This window comes from Staphylococcus haemolyticus, from assembly GCF_006094395.1.
Lineage (GTDB): Bacteria > Bacillota > Bacilli > Staphylococcales > Staphylococcaceae > Staphylococcus > Staphylococcus haemolyticus.
In genome coordinates, this window is the sequence record NZ_CP035291.1 from 397131 (window position 1) to 419103 (window position 21973).

Here is a 21973-nt window from a genome sequence, read left to right on the forward strand (position 1 = left end):
TTATAATGACGAAATATATTTATGCTTTTGATGAAGGACAAAAATCGATGAAAGATTTACTTGGAGGTAAAGGTGCTAACCTATCTGAAATGAAACGTTTAGGTTTACCTGTGCCAGATGGTTTTACAATAACAACTGCCGCTTGTATAGAATACTTAAGACAAGGTAAATCATTATCAACTGATGTAAAAACACAATTAATTGATCATCTTGCTGACTTTTCAGAGAGAACTGGGAAAGCATTCTCATCAGATGCTAATTTATTACTTGTATCTGTACGAAGTGGTGCGAAAATATCGATGCCTGGTATGATGGATACAATTCTTAACTTGGGATTAAATGACGATAACGTAAAGAAACTTGCAGATAAAACAGGTGATGCTCGCTTTGCATATGACTGTTACCGTCGCTTACTACAAATGTTCGGTGAAGTGGTATACAACGTTCCGATGCAAGCATTTGATACATATTTTGAAGATTATAAACAACGTCACAACTTTGAAAATGACGCTGCAATTACACCTGAAGGTTTACAAGAAATTTGTGAACGTTTCAAAGACATTTATATGGAAGAAGTTTATAAACCGTTCCCTCAAGAACCTTTGAAACAATTAGAAGAAGCAATCGAAGCGGTCTTTAAGTCTTGGGACAATGACCGTGCACGAATTTATCGTGATTTAAATGATATTCCACATGACATAGGTACTGCTGTTAATATCCAAGAAATGGTATTTGGTAATAGTGGTAATAATAGTGGAACAGGTGTTGCATTCACTCGTAATCCTGTGAGCGGAGAAAATAAATTATTTGGTGAATATTTATTAAATGCACAGGGTGAAGATGTCGTAGCTGGTATCCGTACACCAAAAGACATTTCAACTTTACACGATCAAATGTCTGACGTACATCAAGAATTTGTTGAAGTAACGAAACAACTTGAACAGCATTATAAAGATATGCAAGATATTGAGTTTACGATTGAAAATGGAAAGTTATACTTATTACAAACTCGTAATGGTAAACGTACGGCACGTGCAGCAATTAAGATAGCAGTAGATTTAGTAGATGAAGGTGTCATTAAAAAAGAAGAAGCGATGTCAAATGTTGATGTGAAATCAATCGACCAATTATTACATCCTAATTTTGATGAAAAAGCACTAAAACAAGCGACTGAAATTTCAAAAATAGGTTTACCTGCAAGTCCAGGGGCTGCTACAGGACAAATTGTATTTTCAGCTGAAGATGCTAAGGCACAAGCTGATGCAGGTAAGAAAGTTATCTTAATGCGTCCGGAAACGTCTCCTGAAGATATTGAAGGTATGATTGCGAGTGAAGCAATCGTAACAACACATGGAGGTATGACATCTCACGCAGCAGTTGTAGCTCGTGGTATGGGTAAATGTTGTGTGACAGGTTGTTCGGATTTAGAAATCAATACTATGGCAAAGACAGTTTACTATGATGGTGGGGAACTTCATGAAGGCGATACAATTTCAGTTGATGGTTCTAAAGGTGACATCTACATAGGTGAGATTGAAACAGTCAGTGCTGAACACAGTGAAGAGTTCACTCAATTTATGGAATGGTCAGAGGATATTGCACGTTTGAATGTTCGAATGAACGCAGAGACGCCTCAAGATATTAAAGCGGGTTATGACTTTGGTTCTAAAGGTATTGGTTTAGTTCGTACGGAGCATATGTTCTTCGGAGCGGAACGTTTAGTTGAAATGCGACGATTTATTCTTTCATCTTCATATGAACAACGAGTAGAAGCTTTGAATAATATTCGTAATTATCAAGTAGAAGACTTTGAAGCAATATTCCGATTATCTGGAGAGCGTCCTACAATTGTCCGTTTGCTTGATCCACCTTTGCATGAGTTTTTACCTAATTCTGATGAAGATGTTGAAAATGTAGCACGACAACTCAACATTCCTAAAGAAGTATTGAATAAACGCATTGTAGATCTTCATGAAGTGAATCCAATGCTAGGACATCGTGGTTGTAGACTTGCAATCACATACCCTGAGTTATATGAAATGCAAGTTGAAGCGATTATGGGAAGCGTATTAAAACTTAAAAAAGAGGGTATAACATGTAAACCTGAAATTATGATTCCGCTAGTATCAACTGTGGAAGAATTCACAACGCTTAAAGAGAAATTGGTTAAAACCATTGAACAATTAGAGGATGAACAAGGTGACAGCGTACCATATTTAATTGGTACAATGATTGAAACGCCGCGCGCATGTTTAGTAGCAGATGAATTAGCAAAACATTGTGATTTCTTTAGTTTCGGTACAAATGATTTAACGCAATTGACATTTGGTTTCTCAAGAGATGATGCAGGTAAATTTATAAATGTGTATACTGAAAGTAATATATTGAAGCTTGACCCATTCCAAACGTTAGATAGAGATGGTGTCGGAAAATTAATCGAAATTGCAGTTGAACAAGCTAAAAAAGTAAATCCGAAAATCAAAATCGGTGTATGTGGTGAATTAGGTGGAGATGCTAAGTCTATTCGTCGTTTCAATCAATTAGCGATAGACTATGTTTCATGCTCACCATTCCGAGTTCCAGGTGCAATTTTAGCAACAGCTCAGAGTCAAGCGGAGGAAAGCGAGCAGTAAAGTGAACGAAACTCAATCAAATGAACAAATTCTAAAGTTATTTATCGTATCAGATTCCATTGGCGAAACAGCACAACGAATGATTCATGCAACATTAACACAATTCCCTGATTTGCATAATGTTGAAATTAAGAAATTTCCATATATTAAAGATGAAGAGGAATTCTTAAATATTTTAAATTTAGCACGTGAACAACATGCGATTGTAGCGACGACGTTAGTAAGTGAATCCTTTAATGCATTGGGACATCAATTTGCACATGAACATGATATTCCTTATGTTGACTACATGTCTGATTTAATCAGTATTATTAAGAAGGTAACACACAGTCAACCGCTTATGGAGAGTGGTGCGTTACGTAAATTAAATGATGAATATTTCAAGCGTATTGAAGCGATTGAATACTCTGTTAAATACGATGATGGTAAACATTTTACTGATATAGGTGAAGCGGATGCATTAATTGTTGGTGTGTCACGAACATCTAAAACACCATTAAGTATGTATTTAGCTAACAAAGGTTATAAAATAGCTAATATTCCATTGGTACCTGAAATTGAAATTCCTGATAATGTTTATAAACAAAAAGGGTTAAAAGTATTTGGATTAACTGCGAGTCCACAGTATATTGCAAACATACGAAAGAATCGTGCGGAAACGTTAGGTTTATCTAGTGAATCACGATACAATAACTTGGATCGTATTAAGAAAGAACTTGTATATGCTGAGGAAGTCTTTAAGAAATTAAATGCGACTGTTATCAATACGGAATATAAATCGATTGAAGAGTCAGCATTCTATATTGAGAAGTTTTTACAACCTAAATTGTAATTGCAAGAAGAAAGAAGTCTTTGATTGCAGTTTAGATAGTAGAAAGTCGATAAATAAAAACACTTAGTTGCATATTTGTGACTAAGTGTTTTTATTTTAAAATTAGGTAGCGTTAATGCTTTCAATTATATATAAAAAAATAATTTTAATTAAGGTTCTCCGATTTACAATTTACCATATTTGTTTTAACATAGAAATGAAAGGCTTAACAATCTTAATATAAAAAGGTATTACTTTATATTAGGGAGAAAGAGTAGTAAGTAATAACTTTTTAATTGTTAACTAATAAATTTGGAGAGGTGTACAACCATGGCAGAATCAAAAGACGTCATTTTAATTGGTGCGGGTGTCTTAAGTACAACATTTGGTTCTATGTTAAATGAGCTTGAGCCTAATTGGAATATCAAGCTTTATGAACGTATGGATCGACCAGGTCTAGAAAGTTCTAATGAACGCCACAACGCTGGTACTGGTCATGCTGCACTTTGTGAATTGAACTATACTGTTCAACAACCTGATGGTTCAATTGACATTGATAAAGCGAAAGAAATCAACGAAGAATTTGAAATTTCAAAACAGTTCTGGAGTCACTTAGTGAAAGCAGGACATATCGAGAATCCAAGAGAATTTATTAATCCTCTTCCACACATTAGTTTTGTTAGAGGCGTTAACAATAAAGAATTCTTGAAGAAACGTTACGAAGCAATGAAACAATCACCAATGTTCGATAACATCGAATATACTGAAGACATTGAAGTAATGAGAAAATGGATTCCATTAATGATGAAAGGTCGCGTTGATGACGGCAAAATGGCCGCTAGTAAAATCGACGAAGGTACTGACGTTAACTTTGGTGAATTAACACGTAAAATGTCACGACACTTAGAATTAGACGAGCATGTTGAAGTTAAATATAGTCACCAAGTACTTGACTTTGAACGTTTATCAAATGGTAAATGGCGAGTTAAAATCAAAGATCTTAAAACTGGTAACGTATTTGAAGAAGTTACTGACTATGTATTCATTGGTGCAGGCGGTGCTGCAATTCCATTACTACAAAAAACAGGTATCCCTGAAAGTAAACATTTAGGTGGATTCCCTATTACTGGTCAATTCTTAACATGTACTAATCCACAAGTGATTGAAGCACATGATGCGAAAGTATATGGTAAAGAACCACCAGGCACACCACCAATGACAGTACCTCACCTTGATGCACGTTACATCGAAGGTAAACGTACTTTATTATTTGGACCATTTGCGAACGTTGGACCTAAATTCCTTAAAAATGGCTCAAACTTAGATTTATTTAAATCTATTAAACCTTATAATATTACAACGATGTTAGCTGCTGCAGTTAAAAACTTACCATTGATTAAATATTCATTTGATCAAATTATCATGACTAAAGAGGGCTGTATGAACCACTTACGTACATTCTACCCTGAAGCTCGTGATGAAGATTGGGAATTATACACAGCAGGTAAACGTGTACAAGTAATTAAAGACACTGAAAAAGAAGGTAAAGGATTTATCCAATTCGGTACAGAAGTGGTTAACTCTGAAGATCATTCAGTGATTGCTTTACTTGGTGAATCACCAGGGGCATCAACTTCAGTATCAGTAGCTTTAGAAGTTCTTGAGAAAAACTTCCCAGAACAAATCGGCCAATGGAATGCTAAAATTAAAGAAATGATTCCATCATACGGTCAATCATTAATTGAAGATGTTGAATTAATGAGAAAAATACGTCGTCAAACGTCTAAAGATCTTGAATTAGGATACTATGAAGACGCTAAATAAGATGTGTTAATAATAAGTAAGAGTCGCTTGAGAGTTTATAGCTCAAGCGACTCTTTTTTTAACTTTCTATAGGTATAAAGAAGTTGGCGTATTTATAATGATAAACAATCTTTGAATAATCAAAAGGTAGTCCTTTATTAGTGTAAAAGGTTAAATCATGACGCATACAAGGATCATTTGGATTGAGATCCAATTGTGGTGCTTCACGTTCAGTAAGAAAATCAATATAGAAATAGATATCAGAAAAACCGATATTAATCTTAAGCTGTGCTTGAAGATAGTCGAATATTGAATGTTCTGCACTGTCATGATCAAGGTGAGTAACTAATGTTTTATTGAAGTAAGATGTTTCAATACATAAAGGGTTATGATCTAAATAGCGAATACGTTCGACATAATAAACTTCTTCATCTTGTTCCGTTAAACGTAAGTGCGCTCTTACTTCATCATTAGGTTTTATCGTTTCAAACGTTAAAACTTTACTTGTGATTTGATGGCCTTGCAGATTATCTGAGAAACCCTTTGTTTTCAAAAGGTTGATATACCCTGATTTATTTTTATTTCGTACATAAATTCCACTGCCTCTTGTTTGGAAAATCATACCATCTCTTTGGAGTATCGCTAATGCTTTAATGATGGTACTTTTGCTAACCTCATATCGTGCTTTTAATTGTTCGACACTTGGAAGTTTATCACCAACATTATATTCATCATTTGCAATGGCACTTGTAATATCTTGAGCAATTCGTTCGTACTTTAACATCATTTGACTCCCTTAATGCGTAATTTATTTTTATTATAACAAATGTAAAACACTATTAGTAAATTGTACCGGTATAATTTTGATTATTCTGTTTACAAATTGTACCGGTATAATTACAATAGATTTTGAAAAGGCTTTCGTATTGTTGTTAATGATAAGATTATGAAAGTAGTTAAAAAGTAAAACACTAATGAAAAAATTATAAAGGAGTTTTGGAACATGTCTAAATTACCTAATGATTTCTTATGGGGTGGCGCTTTAGCGGCTAATCAATTCGAAGGTGGCTATGACCAAGGTGGAAAAGGACTAAGTGTCATTGATGTTATGACAGCTGGGGCACACGGTAAAGCACGTGAAATTACGCAAGATGTAGAACCTGACAAATATTATCCAAATCATGTTGGCATTGATTTCTACAATCGTTATAAAGAAGATGTGAAAATGTTTAGTGACATGGGTTTAAAATGCTTAAGAACATCAATTGCTTGGACTCGAATTTTTCCAAAAGGTGACGAAGTTGAACCCAATGAGGAAGGTTTACAATTCTATGATGACTTATTTGATGAGTTATTAAAATATAACATTCAACCTGTTATCACTGGGGGTAAATTTGGTAAAGTATTGATTCACGTTTAGAGGAGGCATTCGATGAAACACTACATCGTAAAATTTGAACACACTGATTTAAAAAGATGAAAAAAGTACGTTGTTCCACATGTTTTATATTTGAAAAAATTAATCAAACAAGGACATTTAATCGTTTCTGGTCCTACAGTGAATGCGCGGAAAGATATAAAAGAAGCTTATTTAATATTTAAAGTTAAAAATCGAGACGAATTAATGACATTACTTGAGAAAGATCCATTTTGGTATAAGGGATTGGTTTCAAATTATACCATTGAAGAGTGGAAACCATTATTCGGTAATCTCGAGCAACTCACAAACGAGGAATTTAATGATGAAGAATAATCGTAAATACTATTCTGACAGGGTTTGTTGGGGTGGTATTTATTTTTGTAAAAAAACATAACGATATATCGAAAAAGTAATTATTTAAATAAAAAAGGTGATTTTAATGATGTTTAGAAGACATATGCAAGATATAAGACAAAGAATGGATCATTTTGAACAATTTGGTAGAAGTAAAGGGCCACAAGGATTTGAGAGATTTGGTGGTTTTGGACGCCGTGGTGGAGGTCGAGATAGATTCTTCAAAAAGGGAAATTTACAATTTATAATTTTACAAATGTTAGAAGAGGAATCACGTCATGGTTATCAAATCATTAAGGATTTAGAAGAACGTTTCAAAGGATTCTATTCACCGAGTCCTTGTTCAATTTATCCAATATTACAAATGTTGGAAGATAGAGACTTTGTATCGATTTCTAAAGAAGGTAACAAAAAAATCTACACAATTACAGATGAAGGTAAAACTTTTTTAAAAGAGAATGTAGACCAAGATGAATTTACAAAACGCTTAGAACAATTTAAAAATGTAGATTTTGAACAGATGAAAGCATCTCGTGAACAATTACAAGGATTATTTCATGGATTTATGAAAGCAAGTCAAAGCGCATTACAAGATGAAGAAAAACAAAAAGAATTAAATGTATTTATTGAGGAAACTAAACAAAAATTAGAACGTTTCTATAAATAGTGAATATTAGAAAAGCCGGCCGGTTGAAATAACCAGTCGGCTTTTAAATATTCGAGTGAAGTTGTAGAGCACTTCGCCGGAATGATAAACGGGCTACGAAAAGCAGATCGTTTGACAATAATACGCTAATCGCTAAAATCAAAGAGCGATTTTTGCTCATAGCTCGTTATTGCTCACGATCTGAACGCTTTTCTTCGCACCTTAGTTTTTATTTACTGATGCGTCGTAGATAGAATCTACTGCGTCACCTAATGCTTTATCAAATTCTTCTTGTGATTGGCTAGCACGTAAGTCACTTGCTAATGCACGTGAGAAGCTTGCGATTAATTCATCATTGTCTTTCAATAATTTGTTAGCTTCGTCTCTGCTGTAACCACCTGATAATACAACCACGCGTACAACATTTGGATGATCTGCTAATTCTTTGTATAAGTTAGCTTTAGTTGGGATAGTTAATTTTAACATTACTAATTGATCATCGTTTAAAGCATCTAAGCCTTTTTTAAGTTCAGCTTTTAATACTTCTTCAATTTCAGCTTTATCTTTAGCGTTAATGTTAACTTCAGGTTCAATGATTGGTACTAAACCTTTAGCAATGATTTTTTTAGCGAATTCAAATTGTTGTTCAACAACATCTTTGATACCTTGTTCATTTAATTCTAAGATATTAGAACGCATTTTAGTACCGAAGATATGACGTTCAACTGCACGGTCTAAAGTATCGTCTAAATCATCGATAGGTTTCATTAATTGAACACCGTTTTGTTGTTCAGCTAAACCTTTGTCGACTTTTAAGAAAGGTACAACACCTTTGTCTGCTAAGTAGTCACCAGTGTATTTGCCTTCAACTTCACGATCCATAGTTTGTTCGAAAAGGATAGCACCTAAAATTTTGTCTGGAGAGAATGAAGGTGAAGTTACAACTCTAGTACGCATATCGTGCACAAGTTGGAACATTTCGTCATCATTGCTATATTCGTCCTCGTTTACACCATACTCTTTTAATGCTTTAGGAGTACTACCGCCACTTTGGTCTAATGCTGCGATAAAACCTTTCCCATTTGTCATTTTTTCTAATTGTTCTTTATTCATTACTCTTTCCACTCCTTTAATTAACTTTCATATTTATTATGATAAAAATAAAGATCATTCTCAAGTTATAAAACTTATATTTATTGAAAATTCATATTTTACAGTTTATAGTTTCATAAATTAGACGTATTTAGCGATAATAAAGTAAATAAATCTTATTAAGTGAGGGGAAAATGGAAAAACGTATTTTAATTATTGGAAGTCCAGGCTCTGGTAAATCGACATTAGCTCATCATTTACATAAAATGTATGGCATACCTTTATATCATATGGATATCATCAATTGGATTGATAACAAAACGACGATTAGTCAAGAAGAATTAATTGAACAGCTTAATCAAATTATTGCTAAAAATACTTGGATTATTGATGGTAATTATTCGGACACACTACCTTTAAGGTTGAAGAGAGCAACTGACGTTATATGGTTAAAAGAACCTAGATGGAAGTGTATTTACCGTGTCATAAAAAGGGTGATTATTCACAATTTGAAACGTCATCGTATTGGGGGTAATCCGAATACAATTAGTTTTGAATTTATAAAATATGTGTGGCAATTTCCTGAAAATAATAATGAATTCATCAAGTTACAACAATTGAAAACGCAAGATCATATTAAATGGGTTATAAGTAATTCAAGTCTCAAAAACTTATAACATAATCATTAAGATGGTCATTAGTTTAAAAAATACCTACAAATATTTAACATAGTTTCTTATTATTAACGACATAAAAACGAACTATTTATATAAAATGTGAATGATAGTTCGTTTTATGTTATCATTTATTTTAAAGTAGGGAGTTTTTGAACCCTTCATTCATTTAAAAAGGCGTGTGAGTAATGATTAAAAAAGTAAAATTGGTTATTTTTGATTTAGATAATACGCTATTTTCTTTTAATAAATTATGGATAAAAGCGAATAAAGATACGTTTGAAACGTATACGTTGTTTAAAGATATAGATTATAGTGACTTTATGAAATTATTTGAAAAATATGATTTATACTTTTGGAAACAGCATGATGAAGGGGTTATTACCTTAGATGAATTGCGAGAGTTAAGACTAATTAAAACTTTACAGCATTTTGATATAAATATTTCTCGCGAAGAAGCTAACGAGTATTTCGAATCCTTTTTTACTAAGCTACTGTCTAGTATAACTGTTAATAGAAAAATGAATGATTTACTTATGACCTTGAAAGAAAATGTAAACATCGCCATACTTACTAATGGAAAGATTAAAGAACAGAACACTAAAATTGATAATCTCGATATTAGAACAATTTTTGAGAAGAATATTTTTATATCTGAAAATATAGGTTGCGAAAAGCCTGATCCTAAAGCATTTTTAAATGTCACGTCTAGATTAAACGTTAATTCTGAAGAGTGCTTGTTTATAGGAGATTCTTATAGAAATGACATCATGGGAGCGTTAAATGTTAATATGGCTGCCATTTGGTTAACGAATTCTGATAAAGATACAGAATTAAATGTAAAAGATGGTCTTTATTGTTGCGAAGATAATATAGAAGTTCTATTAAAAAAGCTCCTTGATGATGAATATAAAGATTTAACAATTTATAACTAGTTTAATATGAAAAATAGAGTGTATAGAAAGTAACTATTTTCTGTACACTCTATTTTTATGCGTGATGGACAATTCTCATCTCAGAACTCTTGTAACATAATCAGGGTATCATTAATTTTAAAAAATTAAATGTATGCAAATATTAGATGATTTATTATATAAAATTTTGCCAAATTGATTAATAGTACATAAAGTATGCTATTCTATAAGAAAGTTAGGTTCTCTTATTTAGGATAATTAAACTATTTAAATCGCTTACTATTCTAAATAATGAGAGCCTAATTATACATATAAAGCATATTCGGAGGCTAAGGGAATGAAAAAGAACAAAATATTTGCTGTATTAACAACAAGTGCTTTGTTACTCGCTGCGTGCAGTAATGGTGATAATTCATCTAGTAGCGGGCAAAAAGGGGACAGCCAGAAGAACGAACAAACTAACAGTCAAAGCGAGAAATTAAAAAAGAATAATGACAAAAATAAGAATGAGAATAAAGTCGATTACCCTAAAGATGGCGTTAAAGGTATTTATGTCACAAGCAATTCGACAGAAGGCGATAAGATTGATGAATTAATTAAGTTCATTAAAGATTCTAAATTAAATACAATGGTTATCGATGTTAAAGATGATGAAGGTAATATCACAATGAAACTTAACACTGGAAATAAACAAGTAGATAAGAACACATTAGATATTGTAGATGGTAAGAAATTGTTGAAAAAATTGCATAATAACAATATTTATCCAATTGCTCGTATCGTTACATTTAAGGATACTAAATTAGCTGAAGAACATCCTGAGTGGTCATTTAAAGAAAGTGATGGGTCAGTTTGGACTAATGGTAAAGGCGATAGCTTTGTTAACCCATTCATGAAGGAAGTATGGGATTATGATATTACTGTCGCTAAAGCAGCAGCTAAAGCTGGATTCCAAGATATCCAATTTGACTATGTGCGTTTCCCAGAAGGCTTTGAAAATGAAGCAGACAGTTTAACTTATAGTAAGGGTGACTACAAAAATAGCAAGTTAAGTTCAGGTGATCAACGTGTTGATACAATTACAAAATTCTTAGAACATGCTAATAAAGAGTTGAAACCAATGGGTGTTAACGTATCGGCAGACGTATTTGGCTATTCTGCATTAGTTAAAAACGCACCAGGCATTGGTCAAAGTTTCCCTAAAATGTCTGAAAATGTAGATGCGATTTCATCAATGATTTATCCTTCACATTGGAGTAACGGTGACTTTGGTTTAGATGCTCCGGATACAGAACCGTACAAAACAGTAAATCGATACATTCAAAAAGAAAATAGTTTACTAGATTCACTAGGTAAGAAAAAACCAATTTCTCGTCCATGGATTCAAGATTTCACAGCATCATATTTAGGTGATGGTAATTATATTGATTATGATGCCAAAGCAGTATCTGAACAAGTTCAGGCTTTAAAAGATAATGGTGTGAATGAGTTCTTACTATGGAATGCGGGTAACGAATATACTGAAGGTGCAAACTATAATCCTAAAAAAGGTAGCGCGAAAGAACGTGACCCAGAAGGTGTAGAGCAAGATACAAAACAGCAAGACAATAAAGACGACAATAAAAAAGATAGTACTGAAGAGAATGGGAACAGCAATCAATAATAAAAAAGGCGAGATGACTTTGAAGTCATCTCGTTTTTTCTATGAGATTTTTTTATGAGATTGTTTAGCTACTAACGCACCGCCTAGTAATAAGAAAATGCTACCTAATAATTGAATGGATTGTTCACTGTCTGAATGACCAGTTTCAGGTAATGAAGATTGAGCATTTGTGCTATTATGGTTACCTTGTTTTTTTACTGATTGAGACGAAGGCACTTCGTTAGATTTAACGTTACCGACATAATATGAATTTAATTCACGCGCACAATCTACAGAATTAATTTTAGATGCTTCTTCCTTTAGATCATCTAATTCAGCAGCATTTGCAATACCGTGTTCAACATATGTTTCTCCACTTTGAAGTTGATTAAAGTTACTATATTTATCATTTTTATATTCGACTTGGCCATTTTTATGAACTTTATAAACCCCTAAACCAGCATTTGCTTTATTATGGCTTTTAATTTCAAAATAGTCCCCTTTGTCGATTACTTTTCCAAAGTTTTGTAAATCTGGATTACCTCCACTATTTGATAACGCCTCTGAAGCAACTTCTTGTGCGTTATTCTTAGTAACGATATCAGCAGCAAAAGCTTGATGTCCACTAAAAGCAGTTAATAATACTGTACTTGAAATAAGTGTTGACGCAAATAGAGAAACCTTCATCACAATGAAAACCCCATTTCATTATTTATCTTTTACAGCCTTAGTGTAACACTCAGAATTAATTAAAATAGGGGTTTAAAGTAAACCATATTGAAACTTTAAATTAGCTTAAAGAATGACATATTTGTAAAGTTAGATTTACAATATTAAAGTTTTTATGAATATAAGTAATCGTGATACTAAATTTAATGATGCTAACTTACCATTTCTTTTTAGAAAAGTAAGGGATAGACCATGCCATGCAAACAGTGAAAATCAAATGTGCAATCATCCATAAACCGTATTCTGTCCAACTAAATTGAAAAAATGAACGTTGTGCCAATAGAATAAGTAATGGATATAATATTAGAAAAATGATGATCAGTAATAAATAACTTATTTTGTAAAAAGGTTTGAAAAATTTATAAATAATTAGAAATGTGATGTAAATTAAAAATCCAATGACAATATGAATCAATAGTTCTAAAATCAGTGGTGTTTGATTTGGGTCAGCAATGAAATCGATATTGATTAATAACAAGGTTAGGTGCGTCGTGTGTGTTACGACATCCATAGTAAACATGATAAGCAATAATAAAATGCTAATCAGTAATGCACTAAGAAAGTGGTAGCCGTATCGTATCATAATTATCCATCCTTCAAATGAGTTTAACAAACTATTCCCTATGGCAATGTGAATCACACATTTTAAAAATTTAGAATATTTAAAAAATGATATTGACCAAGACAAAATCCAATGCTAATATGATATCAATTCAATAAAACTTGTTAACTCTTATCAAGAGTGGTGGAGGGATGTGCCCTAAGAAGCCCAGCAACCGTCGTTAAACGAAATGGTGCTAATTCACATAAAGTAGACAATACTTTAAGAGATAAGAGAAAGTGTATCGATACTTTCTCTTAAATAATAGAAAGTATTTTTTTATGTCTTCTAACTATTTAAGAGTTGAAGTGTAATTGAATCATTATTAAAAAAGAGGTGTCGATATACATGAAAAAATGGTTAAGTGTTATAAGTATTTTAGTTTTAGTTATTGTATTAGCTGGATGTGGCAAAGATAAAGAGGGTAATAAAAAAATTACGGTTGCTGCTTCACCTGCACCCCATGGAGATGTGTTGAAGAAAGCTAAAGAACAATTAAAGAAAAAAGGTTATGATTTAGAAATTAAAGAGGTAAATGATTATAAAGTGCCAAATAAACTATTAGATAAAGGTGATATAGATGCGAACTTCTTCCAACATGTACCTTATTTAAAAGCTGAAAAGAAGAGTCATGGATATAAAATAGAAGAATTAGGTAAAGTATTTACAACTCCAATGGGCGTATACAGTAAAAAATATAAAAATCTAAAAGATATTCCTGAAGGTTCAACGATTTATGTTTCAAATAATCCAGCGGAAGAAGGACGATTTTTATCATTCTTTGTAGATGAAGGTCTCATTAAGTTGAAAAAAGGTGTCAAAATTGAAGATGCTAAGTTTGAAGATATCGCTGAAAATAAAAAGAATTTAAAATTCAATCATCAACAAGGGGCTGAGTTTTTACCAAAGACATATAAAAACGGTGAAGGAGCAGCAGTGATTATGAATTCTAACTATGCCATCGATAATGGTTTGAAACCTTCTAAAGATGCAATTGTTATGGAAGGTAAATCATCTCCGTTTGCCAATATTATTGCTGTACAAGAAGGACATAAAAAAGATAAAAAGTTCCAAGAATTATTAAAAGTTATGCAATCGAAAGAAATTAAAGATTATATTAAGAAAGAATATGGAGACGATGTAATTCCATACGAAAGTAAATAATTATCCATATTAAACTACCCGCAAAGTAATAGCTTTGTGGGTTCTTTTTAAAAAGAAAATAATAAATACCAAAAATTATAAACTTTAATTATTTTGATTATTCAGAAAATATTTACAAATCTGACAATTATTAGTAATATATTGAATATTATCACTTAAATAGTGTTTATTTAGAGGGCCGGAGAACTTTTCAAATAGAGGGAAGCAAAAGGGATGGTCTATCTTGGGAGGATGAGCCGATATGAGTAAAGCAGAGGAATTAATTAATGAAGATGGGAAATACTTCGCCGCATCAGGGAGAATAAAATACTATCCATTAGCCATTGACCATGGTTATGGTGCGACACTAGTAGATGTGGATGGTAAAGAATATATTGATTTATTATCAAGTGCAAGTTCACAAAATGTAGGACACGCACCTAAACCAGTTACTGAAGCGATAAAGAAACAAGCTGAGAAATTTATTCATTATACACCAGCATATATGTATCATGAACCAGCAGTGAAATTATCTAAAAAGCTTTGTGAAATTGCTCCAGGTGACTATGAAAAACGTGTAACGTTTGGATTAAGTGGGTCTGATGCGAATGACGGTATTATAAAATTTGCGAGAGCTTATACGGGACGCCCTTACATTATTAGTTTTACAAATGCATATCATGGGTCAACATTTGGATCATTATCCATGTCTGCCATTAGTTTAAATATGCGCAAACATTATGGACCATTATTGAATGGATTTTATCATATTCCATTCCCTGATAAATATAGAGGGATGTATGAGCAGCCAAATGCAAATACAGTTGAAGAGTATCTTGCACCATTAAAAGAAATGTTTGCGAAATATGTGCCAGCGGAAGAAGTGGCTTGTATTGTTGTAGAAACAATCCAAGGTGACGGAGGTCTATTAGAACCTGTAGATGGTTACTTTGAGGCATTAGAAGCGTTATGCCGTGAACATGGTATTCTAATTGCTGTAGACGATATTCAACAGGGGTTAGGGCGAACTGGTACATGGAGTTCAATTGATCACTTTAATTTCACACCGGATTTAATTACATTTGGTAAATCACTAGCAGGTGGATTACCGATGTCTGCTATTGTTGGTCGTAAAGAAATCATAGAGACACTTGAGGCACCGGCACATCTATTTACAACTGGTGCGAATCCTGTAAGTTGTGAAGCGGCTTTAGCTACATTAGGTATGATTGAAGATGAAGATTTATTAACTGCTAGTTCTGAAAAAGGGGCTTACGTGCGCAAGCGAATGGATCAATGGGTGAATGATTATGATTTCGTTGGAGATGTGCGTGGTAAAGGTTTATCAATTGGTATTGATATCGTATCAAATAAACAAGCTAAGACGAGAGCTTCTGAAGAAGCACTTAAAATATGTAATTATTGTTTTGATCATGGTCTTGTATTGATTGCAGTAGCTGGTAATGTACTACGTTTCCAACCACCATTAGTTATTACGTATGAACAATTAGATTATGCTTTAAATACAATAGAGAATGCATTGCAAGCGTTACAAGATGGACAACTGAATAATTATAATATTGATGGTCAAGGCTGGTAACACGAAAAGAAGCATCTATCTCAATCGATGAGACAGGTGCTTTTTCATTTGTATTAATCTTTTGGTACGACGTAGTCCTCTTCTTCATTTTTCTTAGAATGTCGAACACCATAACTTAAATAGATTATGATACCAACAACGAACCAAATTAAAGTATATAGTTTAGCATCGAAACTTAATCCCCAGAATACAAGTAATACTAAAATAAATGTGATTATTGGTAGTACAGGGAAGAACGGTACTTTAAACGATGGTTCAGGTAAATCTTTACCTTCACGTTTTCTTAAACGATACATTGCAAGAGACACAAACATAAATGCGACTAATGTTCCTGCTGAGATAAGTTGTGCCAAGAATGCAAATGGGAACATTGAACCAATTAATACACCAATAATAGTTAGGATTAAAAGTGCTCTGTTTGGTAGATGTTTATGGTTTAATTTTGATAACCAAGGTGGTAATAAACCATCACGACCAAATGAATATAATAAACGTGATCCTGCTAACATCATACCAATTAAAGCGGTGAACATACCGATTACTGAAATAGCTTGAATGACAGCAGCAATAATACCGTGGCCACTTTGACGAAGTGCCCAACCTACAGGTTCAGCATTACCAGCGTATTTAGAATAATGGAACATACCAACCAATACTAAAGCTACACCTACGAATAATACTAAAGCGACAGCTAATGAACCAAGAATACCACGAGGCATTGTTCTTTGTGGGTTGATAGCTTCTGCAGAGTTGGCTGCGATTGAATCAAATCCAATATAAGCTAAGAAAATCATAGAAACCCCAGCATAAATACCTTGCCAACCACCGAAATCACCATTTTCAGTCACTTTATGTTCTGGAATAAACGGAACATAGTTAGATGCTTGGATAGCAGTTAAACCTACGATAATGAACAATACGATTGCAAATACTTTTAAGATAACTAAGACGTTTTCTACACGTGCTGCTTCAGTCATACCACGTGATAAAATGATTGCAGTAATAATGATTACAACAGCAGCGATAATATCAATCACACCACCATCAGCTCCGAATGGATTCGATAATGCTTTAGGCAATACGATACCTAATGGTGATACGAGTCCTCTTAAATTGGCAGAGAATCCGGATGCTACAAAGGCTACGGCAATAAAGTATTCAGCTAAAAGTGCCCAACCTGCGACCCAACCTGAAAATTCTCCAAATAAAACGTTAATCCAAGAATAAGCTGAACCGGCGAAAGGCATTGTTGATGCCATTTCGGCATATGAGAAGGCAACTAAACCTGCAACAATCGCTGCAAGTAAGAATGATAATGCAACAGCAGGGCCTGCATGTTCAGCGGCTACAACGCCAGACAATGTAAAAATTGCAGTTGATACAATCGTACCAACACCTAATGCAAGAAAATCTCGAACGCGTAATGTACGTTTTAAATGACCATCTTTATTTTGATAGATTGTGGGATCTTCTTTTCGAGTTAAATTTTTGAAAAAACTGGCCATAATCATGAACCTCCACTTACTTAATATATTGAGTTATAAGATTAGCTTGTTATCTCTAGAATATTTATTATATTAGCACAAAACTTTGTATTTTTGTCTAAAATTTCTGAAAATTTTAAGTTTTCTTACTTTTTATAAAATGACAGAGTGTAACAAGGAAATTTTAAATGATAGATTTGATTATAACAGATTAATAAGAAATAAAAACAACAAAAAAGAGTAAAATCATCCATAAAATATAAAAAGTGGTCTTTTGGTCGGGATTAACATACTAAAAACACACAATAAGTCAAGTAATTAGACCTTTATTTAGTGGTATTTTACTAAAAAATTAAAGTTTGTTGACCTATTCCATTATGGAATAGGTTCTATCGAAAATATGTATTTTATTAATAGTTCAGAACATACTATAATTAGTCATGTAATAAAGTTACATCATATTTAAATGCTTCTATTTCGTGTAGTAAATCCATCCCCTTATATTGTATTAGCATAATAGTGCTGAACTTTATGATTTATTACACCAATTGACATAGATAGAAGACTCCCATCTCGCATTTAAATATGTATCCCTAACTGAGATTACTAGCAACAATGAAATAATGAAGTAACTTTAAATATAAAGAAGCCACAACTCATGTAACTAAGTCTTTCCCTCTTTTTCCCTTAAAAAATAGACATGTAGGTGGCTTCTTTTTAATATTAAAATTTAAAACGGAACTTGAAAGGATATGAATTCAGATGACTAAAGAAAACTATTCTGCTGCAAACATGGTCATTGATACTTTAAAAAATAATAATGTAGATTACGTATTTGGTATTCCAGGAGCTAAAATAGACTATCTCTTTAATGCTCTTGAAGATGATGGTCCAGAACTTATTGTGACACGTCACGAACAAAATGCTGCCATGATGGCACAAGGTATCGGTCGTTTAACTGGTAAACCAGGTGTGGCATTAGTAACGAGTGGCCCTGGAGTAAGTAACTTAACAACTGGATTATTAACAGCGACTTCAGAAGGTGATCCAGTGTTAGCTATCGGTGGTCAAGTTAAACGTAACGATTTATTACGTATGACGCATCAAGCAGTAGATAACGCTTCTCTTTTAAGATCATCTACGAAATATAGCGCAGAAGTACAAGATCCTGAGTCTCTATCTGAAGTAATGACAAACGCTATTCGTACAGCGACTTCAGGTAAAAATGGTGCAAGTTTTATTAGTATCCCACAAGATGTTATTGAGTCTCCAGTAACATCTAATGCAATTGATTTATGTGAACAACCACAACTAGGTGTTCCAAATTCAGAAGACATTCAAGACGTTATCAAAGCTATAAAACATGCGAAATTCCCAGTGTTGCTAGTAGGTATGAGAAGTTCAAGTGAGAAAGAAACAGAAGCAATTCGTCAATTAGTTGCTAAATCAAATTTACCAGTTGTTGAAACATTCCAGGGTGCCGGTGTACTTAACCGTGAATTAGAAAATCACTTCTTCGGAAGAGTCGGTTTATTCCGTAACCAAGTAGGTGACGAATTATTAAGAAAAGCTGACTTAGTTGTTGCAATTGGTTATGATCCAATTGAATACGAAGCAAGTAATTGGAATAAAGAATTAGATACAGAAATCATTGTTATTGATGAAGTACAGGCTGAAATCACTAACTTTTTACGCCCTAAAAAAGAATTAATTGGCAATATTGCAGGGACAATTCAACTCCTATCTGAAAATGTGCATGAACCTATTATTAATCAAAATCGTTTAGATGACTTAGAACGTTTGAGAGCAGAAGTCATTGAAGCAACAGGTATCAAGTACACACATGAAGATGGCGTAATGCATCCATTAGAAATTATTGAAACAATGCAAAAAACACTAACTGACGATACAACTGTTACTGTAGACGTAGGTAGCCATTATATTTGGATGGCACGTAAATTTAGAAGTTACAATCCTAGACATTTACTATTTAGTAATGGTATGCAAACACTTGGTGTTGCTCTACCTTGGGCAATCGCAGCTGCATTAGTTCGCCCAAATACTCAAGTTGTGTCAGTAGCTGGAGATGGCGGTTTCTTATTCTCAGGTCAAGATTTAGAAACAGCCGTACGTAAAAATCTAAACATCATCCAATTAATTTGGAATGATGGAAAATATAATATGGTAGAGTTCCAAGAAGAAATGAAATATAAACGTTCAGCTGGAGTTGAATTTGGGCCAGTTGATTATGTGAAATATGCTGAATCATTCGGTGCAAAAGGGTTACGTGTTACTAATCAAGAAGAATTAGAAGCCGCTTTAAAAGAAGGCTATGCAACTGAAGGCCCTGTATTAATTGATATCCCAGTGAATTATAAAGACAATATCAAATTATCAACGAATGTATTACCAGATTCTTTAAATTAATTATTAGTCAAACAAACATAGGAGTGAATATTCAATGAGTCACGTATTATATCAACATGGTACTTTAGGTACATTAATGGCAGGTCTATTAGAAGGAACTGCGTCTATCGATGAACTATTAGAACATGGTGATTCAGGACTAGCTACATTAACAGGTTCTAATGGTGAGGTTATCTTTTTAGATGGTGAAGCATTCCATGCTAACGAGCACAAGGAGTTTAAGAAACTAAATGGTGATGAAATGACGCCATATGCAACAATTACACGTTTTGAAGCAGATCAAACATATCAAACTTCAAATAAAGACTCTGAAACAGTGTTAAACGAAGTTAAAGAACATATGTTAAGTGATAACTTATTCTCTGCAGTGAAAATAAGCGGTACATTTAAAAAAATGCACGTACGCATGATGCCTAAACAAGAGCCACCTTACACTAGATTAATTGATTCAGCACGTAGACAACCAGAGGAAACGCGTGAAGATATTAAAGGAACAGTTATTGGATTCTTTACTCCAGAATTATTCCACGGTATTGGATCAGCTGGCTTCCATATTCACTTTGCTAATGACGATCGCAACTTTGGTGGTCATGTATTAGACTTTGAAGTAGACGATGTAACTGTTGAAATACAGAATTTCGAAACATTCGAACAACATTTCCCAGTTAATAATAAAACATTTACAGAAACAGAAATTGATTATGCAGATGTAGATGCAGAGATTAGAGAAGCTGAATAATTAACAATCATAACTATAGAAGGGAGTAGGACAGAAATAATATTTTCTCAAAATTTATTTCGTAGTCCTACCCCGGCAAGGATGACTAGGTTTGAAAAAAGCTTGATTCAAGCGCATTTTCAAATTAGTCATCTACTGACAAAATGATAAAATAGGCTGAGACATTTTATTTTGTCCCAGCCTCTTTTTTTAATTTATAAAATATAATATATGACACAATATAAAATAATGGTATAATAACTTAGAATTTTATATTTATGGAGGTAGCCCTAATGCAATGTCCAAATTGTGGTCAGACATATCAACAAGGAGATCAATATTGCGGTAGTTGTGGTAATAAATTAAATGGTTCATTATCTCAATCAACGCAATCGACAACAGAATCATTCAATTCGGAGATTCAATCTACAAGTCATTCTACAGCTATTAAGCAAGAACAAATTAATGGAGAACAGAATCATAGTGAGTACGATCGTGGTGAATTTGCACATAGATATATGTCTTATGAACACCGTTATGCTGAAGGTCCATTCACGATTAAGGTGAAATCGACCTTTAATGAAAGTAAGCAATTTCTTAAGCAAGCTTTTACTTCTCATGATGTAGTGATGAAAGGGAATAAGTCATTTAGTATTACTTTGCTATCATCATTAGTTATTATTGGTTTACTTATATTGGGAATGTTATTACACCTACTTTCAGCAAGTTTATTTGATGGTTATTTTGTTGATACTGCAACAATTATCTTGAAATTTGTATTAACTACTATGCTAGCACTTGCGTTTTTATTTATCGTAACATTCGCCGTTATTCGCTTAATGATAGTAGAAAGCATTTCCTTTAAAAAGATTTTATCTGATTATATATTAGTTAATACATTATCAGTAAGTATACTATTTTTAGGATTTATTGTGTTTTTCTTTGAAATGTATATTTTTAGTGGTATATTGATTGCCTTTTCAGTGATTTTACTTTTAACATCATCAGTTTATTTAATTTCAAAATATAGTGTAAATCATACGTTACGTTTTGCGAGTTTCTATAGTGTTATGATTTTCTTTGTTATTATTGGATTTGCCTTACATTTATTTGGTTCAACTATCATTCATCGATATGATGATTTAGGTATTTTACATCAATTATTTTGGCGTTGGCTCTAATAATTGCGTGGGATAATTATTAATGGTAGATGATATATAAATTTAAAAGCCAGTAAGTGAATTTTTTTAATTCATCTGCTGGCTTTTAGGTATTGAGAAAA

Annotated in this window: 18 protein-coding genes, 1 pseudogene and 1 riboswitch; of the genes and pseudogenes, 14 read left to right on the top strand and 5 right to left on the bottom strand. The window is 33.0% G+C overall.

The annotated features are described in order from the left end of the window. Window positions 1-5: 5 nt before the first annotated feature. The 3 genes from ppdK (at window position 6) to lqo (ending at window position 5268) form a co-directional block, all read left to right on the top strand. Window positions 6-2633, top strand: coding sequence for a pyruvate, phosphate dikinase (ppdK, locus tag EQ029_RS01740; protein ID WP_057504899.1), 2628 nt, complete (start codon window positions 6-8; stop codon window positions 2631-2633). 1 nt (window position 2634) lies between these two features. Beyond that, entirely contained in the window at window positions 2635-3465 is an 831-nt protein-coding gene (locus tag EQ029_RS01745) for a pyruvate, water dikinase regulatory protein (RefSeq protein WP_049426432.1), read from the top strand. Between the two features lie 309 nt (window positions 3466-3774). Next, window positions 3775-5268, top strand: a complete 1494-nt coding sequence (gene lqo, locus EQ029_RS01750; RefSeq protein ID WP_048668172.1) for an L-lactate dehydrogenase (quinone) — start codon at window positions 3775-3777, stop codon at window positions 5266-5268. Window positions 5269-5326: 58 nt separating this feature from the next. On the opposite strand, the gene EQ029_RS01755 is transcribed toward lqo, so the two are convergent. Then, window positions 5327-6031: a GntR family transcriptional regulator gene (locus EQ029_RS01755; protein ID WP_048668171.1), complete on the bottom strand. Its 705-nt coding sequence runs from the start codon at window positions 6029-6031 to the stop codon at window positions 5327-5329. Between the two features lie 219 nt (window positions 6032-6250). Here EQ029_RS01755 and EQ029_RS01760 point away from each other — a divergent pair. The 3 genes and pseudogenes from EQ029_RS01760 to EQ029_RS01770 all read left to right on the top strand — a co-directional run. Continuing rightward, window positions 6251-6643 (top strand): annotated as a pseudogene (locus EQ029_RS01760) (family 1 glycosylhydrolase); the annotation flags it as partial. A gap of 114 nt (window positions 6644-6757) precedes the next feature. After that, window positions 6758-7000 (top strand): YciI family protein, encoded by a 243-nt coding sequence (locus tag EQ029_RS01765; protein ID WP_227486370.1) that lies wholly within the window; start codon window positions 6758-6760, stop codon window positions 6998-7000. A gap of 109 nt (window positions 7001-7109) precedes the next feature. After that, window positions 7110-7688: a PadR family transcriptional regulator gene (locus EQ029_RS01770; RefSeq protein WP_037570947.1), complete on the top strand. Its 579-nt coding sequence runs from the start codon at window positions 7110-7112 to the stop codon at window positions 7686-7688. A 201-nt stretch (window positions 7689-7889) separates the two neighbouring features. Here the strand turns inward: EQ029_RS01770 and EQ029_RS01775 are convergent, their stop codons facing one another. After that, window positions 7890-8780: a fructose bisphosphate aldolase gene (locus tag EQ029_RS01775; RefSeq protein ID WP_011274776.1), complete on the bottom strand. Its 891-nt coding sequence runs from the start codon at window positions 8778-8780 to the stop codon at window positions 7890-7892. A 173-nt stretch (window positions 8781-8953) separates the two neighbouring features. Here EQ029_RS01775 and EQ029_RS01780 point away from each other — a divergent pair, with 173 nt between their 5' ends. From EQ029_RS01780 to EQ029_RS01790, 3 genes are all read left to right on the top strand, one after another. Next, window positions 8954-9436, top strand: coding sequence for an AAA family ATPase (locus EQ029_RS01780; protein ID WP_016930664.1), 483 nt, complete (start codon window positions 8954-8956; stop codon window positions 9434-9436). A gap of 185 nt (window positions 9437-9621) precedes the next feature. Next, a complete protein-coding gene (locus EQ029_RS01785; protein ID WP_011274778.1) occupies window positions 9622-10368 on the top strand; it encodes an HAD family hydrolase in 747 nt (248 codons plus the stop codon). A gap of 316 nt (window positions 10369-10684) precedes the next feature. Beyond that, entirely contained in the window at window positions 10685-12010 is a 1326-nt protein-coding gene (locus tag EQ029_RS01790) for a putative glycoside hydrolase (protein WP_048668166.1), read from the top strand. 39 nt (window positions 12011-12049) lie between these two features. Here the strand turns inward: EQ029_RS01790 and EQ029_RS01795 are convergent, their stop codons facing one another. Both EQ029_RS01795 and EQ029_RS01800 read right to left on the bottom strand, forming a co-directional pair. After that, window positions 12050-12676, bottom strand: a complete 627-nt coding sequence (locus tag EQ029_RS01795; protein WP_210423035.1) for an LPXTG cell wall anchor domain-containing protein — start codon at window positions 12674-12676, stop codon at window positions 12050-12052. A 199-nt stretch (window positions 12677-12875) separates the two neighbouring features. Then, on the bottom strand, window positions 12876-13301 hold the full coding sequence (locus tag EQ029_RS01800; protein ID WP_016930668.1) for a hypothetical protein: 426 nt from the start codon (window positions 13299-13301) through the stop codon (window positions 12876-12878). 147 nt (window positions 13302-13448) lie between these two features. Continuing rightward, window positions 13449-13555, top strand: a riboswitch (SAM riboswitch). A gap of 112 nt (window positions 13556-13667) precedes the next feature. Here EQ029_RS01800 and EQ029_RS01805 point away from each other — a divergent pair. Then, window positions 13668-14483 (top strand): MetQ/NlpA family ABC transporter substrate-binding protein, encoded by an 816-nt coding sequence (locus tag EQ029_RS01805; protein WP_053038669.1) that lies wholly within the window; start codon window positions 13668-13670, stop codon window positions 14481-14483. A 241-nt stretch (window positions 14484-14724) separates the two neighbouring features. After that, on the top strand, window positions 14725-16062 hold the full coding sequence (locus tag EQ029_RS01810) for an aspartate aminotransferase family protein (RefSeq protein ID WP_037537345.1): 1338 nt from the start codon (window positions 14725-14727) through the stop codon (window positions 16060-16062). 53 nt (window positions 16063-16115) lie between these two features. Here the strand turns inward: EQ029_RS01810 and EQ029_RS01815 are convergent, their stop codons facing one another. Then, window positions 16116-17567, bottom strand: coding sequence for an APC family permease (locus EQ029_RS01815; protein WP_057504900.1), 1452 nt, complete (start codon window positions 17565-17567; stop codon window positions 16116-16118). Window positions 17568-18308: 741 nt separating this feature from the next. Here EQ029_RS01815 and alsS point away from each other — a divergent pair. From alsS to EQ029_RS01830, 3 genes are all read left to right on the top strand, one after another. Then, window positions 18309-19973, top strand: coding sequence for an acetolactate synthase AlsS (alsS, locus tag EQ029_RS01820; RefSeq protein ID WP_037537342.1), 1665 nt, complete (start codon window positions 18309-18311; stop codon window positions 19971-19973). A 34-nt stretch (window positions 19974-20007) separates the two neighbouring features. Next, window positions 20008-20712 (top strand): acetolactate decarboxylase, encoded by a 705-nt coding sequence (budA, locus tag EQ029_RS01825; protein ID WP_011274787.1) that lies wholly within the window; start codon window positions 20008-20010, stop codon window positions 20710-20712. A gap of 272 nt (window positions 20713-20984) precedes the next feature. Next, a complete protein-coding gene (locus EQ029_RS01830; protein ID WP_016930672.1) occupies window positions 20985-21872 on the top strand; it encodes a zinc ribbon domain-containing protein in 888 nt (295 codons plus the stop codon). Window positions 21873-21973: the final 101 nt, after the last annotated feature.

Coding starts and splice junctions, on each gene's coding strand:
- EQ029_RS01815 (WP_057504900.1), bottom strand. CDS start 17,567: ATGGCCAGTTTTTTCAAAAATTTAACTCGAAAAGAAGATCCCACAATC.
- EQ029_RS01785 (WP_011274778.1), top strand. CDS start 9,622: ATGATTAAAAAAGTAAAATTGGTTATTTTTGATTTAGATAATACGCTA.
- EQ029_RS01770 (WP_037570947.1), top strand. CDS start 7,110: ATGTTTAGAAGACATATGCAAGATATAAGACAAAGAATGGATCATTTT.
- EQ029_RS01830 (WP_016930672.1), top strand. CDS start 20,985: ATGCAATGTCCAAATTGTGGTCAGACATATCAACAAGGAGATCAATAT.
- EQ029_RS01810 (WP_037537345.1), top strand. CDS start 14,725: ATGAGTAAAGCAGAGGAATTAATTAATGAAGATGGGAAATACTTCGCC.
- EQ029_RS01790 (WP_048668166.1), top strand. CDS start 10,685: ATGAAAAAGAACAAAATATTTGCTGTATTAACAACAAGTGCTTTGTTA.
- lqo (WP_048668172.1), top strand. CDS start 3,775: ATGGCAGAATCAAAAGACGTCATTTTAATTGGTGCGGGTGTCTTAAGT.
- EQ029_RS01795 (WP_210423035.1), bottom strand. CDS start 12,676: ATGAAGGTTTCTCTATTTGCGTCAACACTTATTTCAAGTACAGTATTA.
- alsS (WP_037537342.1), top strand. CDS start 18,309: ATGACTAAAGAAAACTATTCTGCTGCAAACATGGTCATTGATACTTTA.
- budA (WP_011274787.1), top strand. CDS start 20,008: ATGAGTCACGTATTATATCAACATGGTACTTTAGGTACATTAATGGCA.
- EQ029_RS01780 (WP_016930664.1), top strand. CDS start 8,954: ATGGAAAAACGTATTTTAATTATTGGAAGTCCAGGCTCTGGTAAATCG.
- EQ029_RS01800 (WP_016930668.1), bottom strand. CDS start 13,301: ATGATACGATACGGCTACCACTTTCTTAGTGCATTACTGATTAGCATT.
- EQ029_RS01775 (WP_011274776.1), bottom strand. CDS start 8,780: ATGAATAAAGAACAATTAGAAAAAATGACAAATGGGAAAGGTTTTATC.
- EQ029_RS01755 (WP_048668171.1), bottom strand. CDS start 6,031: ATGTTAAAGTACGAACGAATTGCTCAAGATATTACAAGTGCCATTGCA.
- EQ029_RS01805 (WP_053038669.1), top strand. CDS start 13,668: ATGAAAAAATGGTTAAGTGTTATAAGTATTTTAGTTTTAGTTATTGTA.
- ppdK (WP_057504899.1), top strand. CDS start 6: ATGACGAAATATATTTATGCTTTTGATGAAGGACAAAAATCGATGAAA.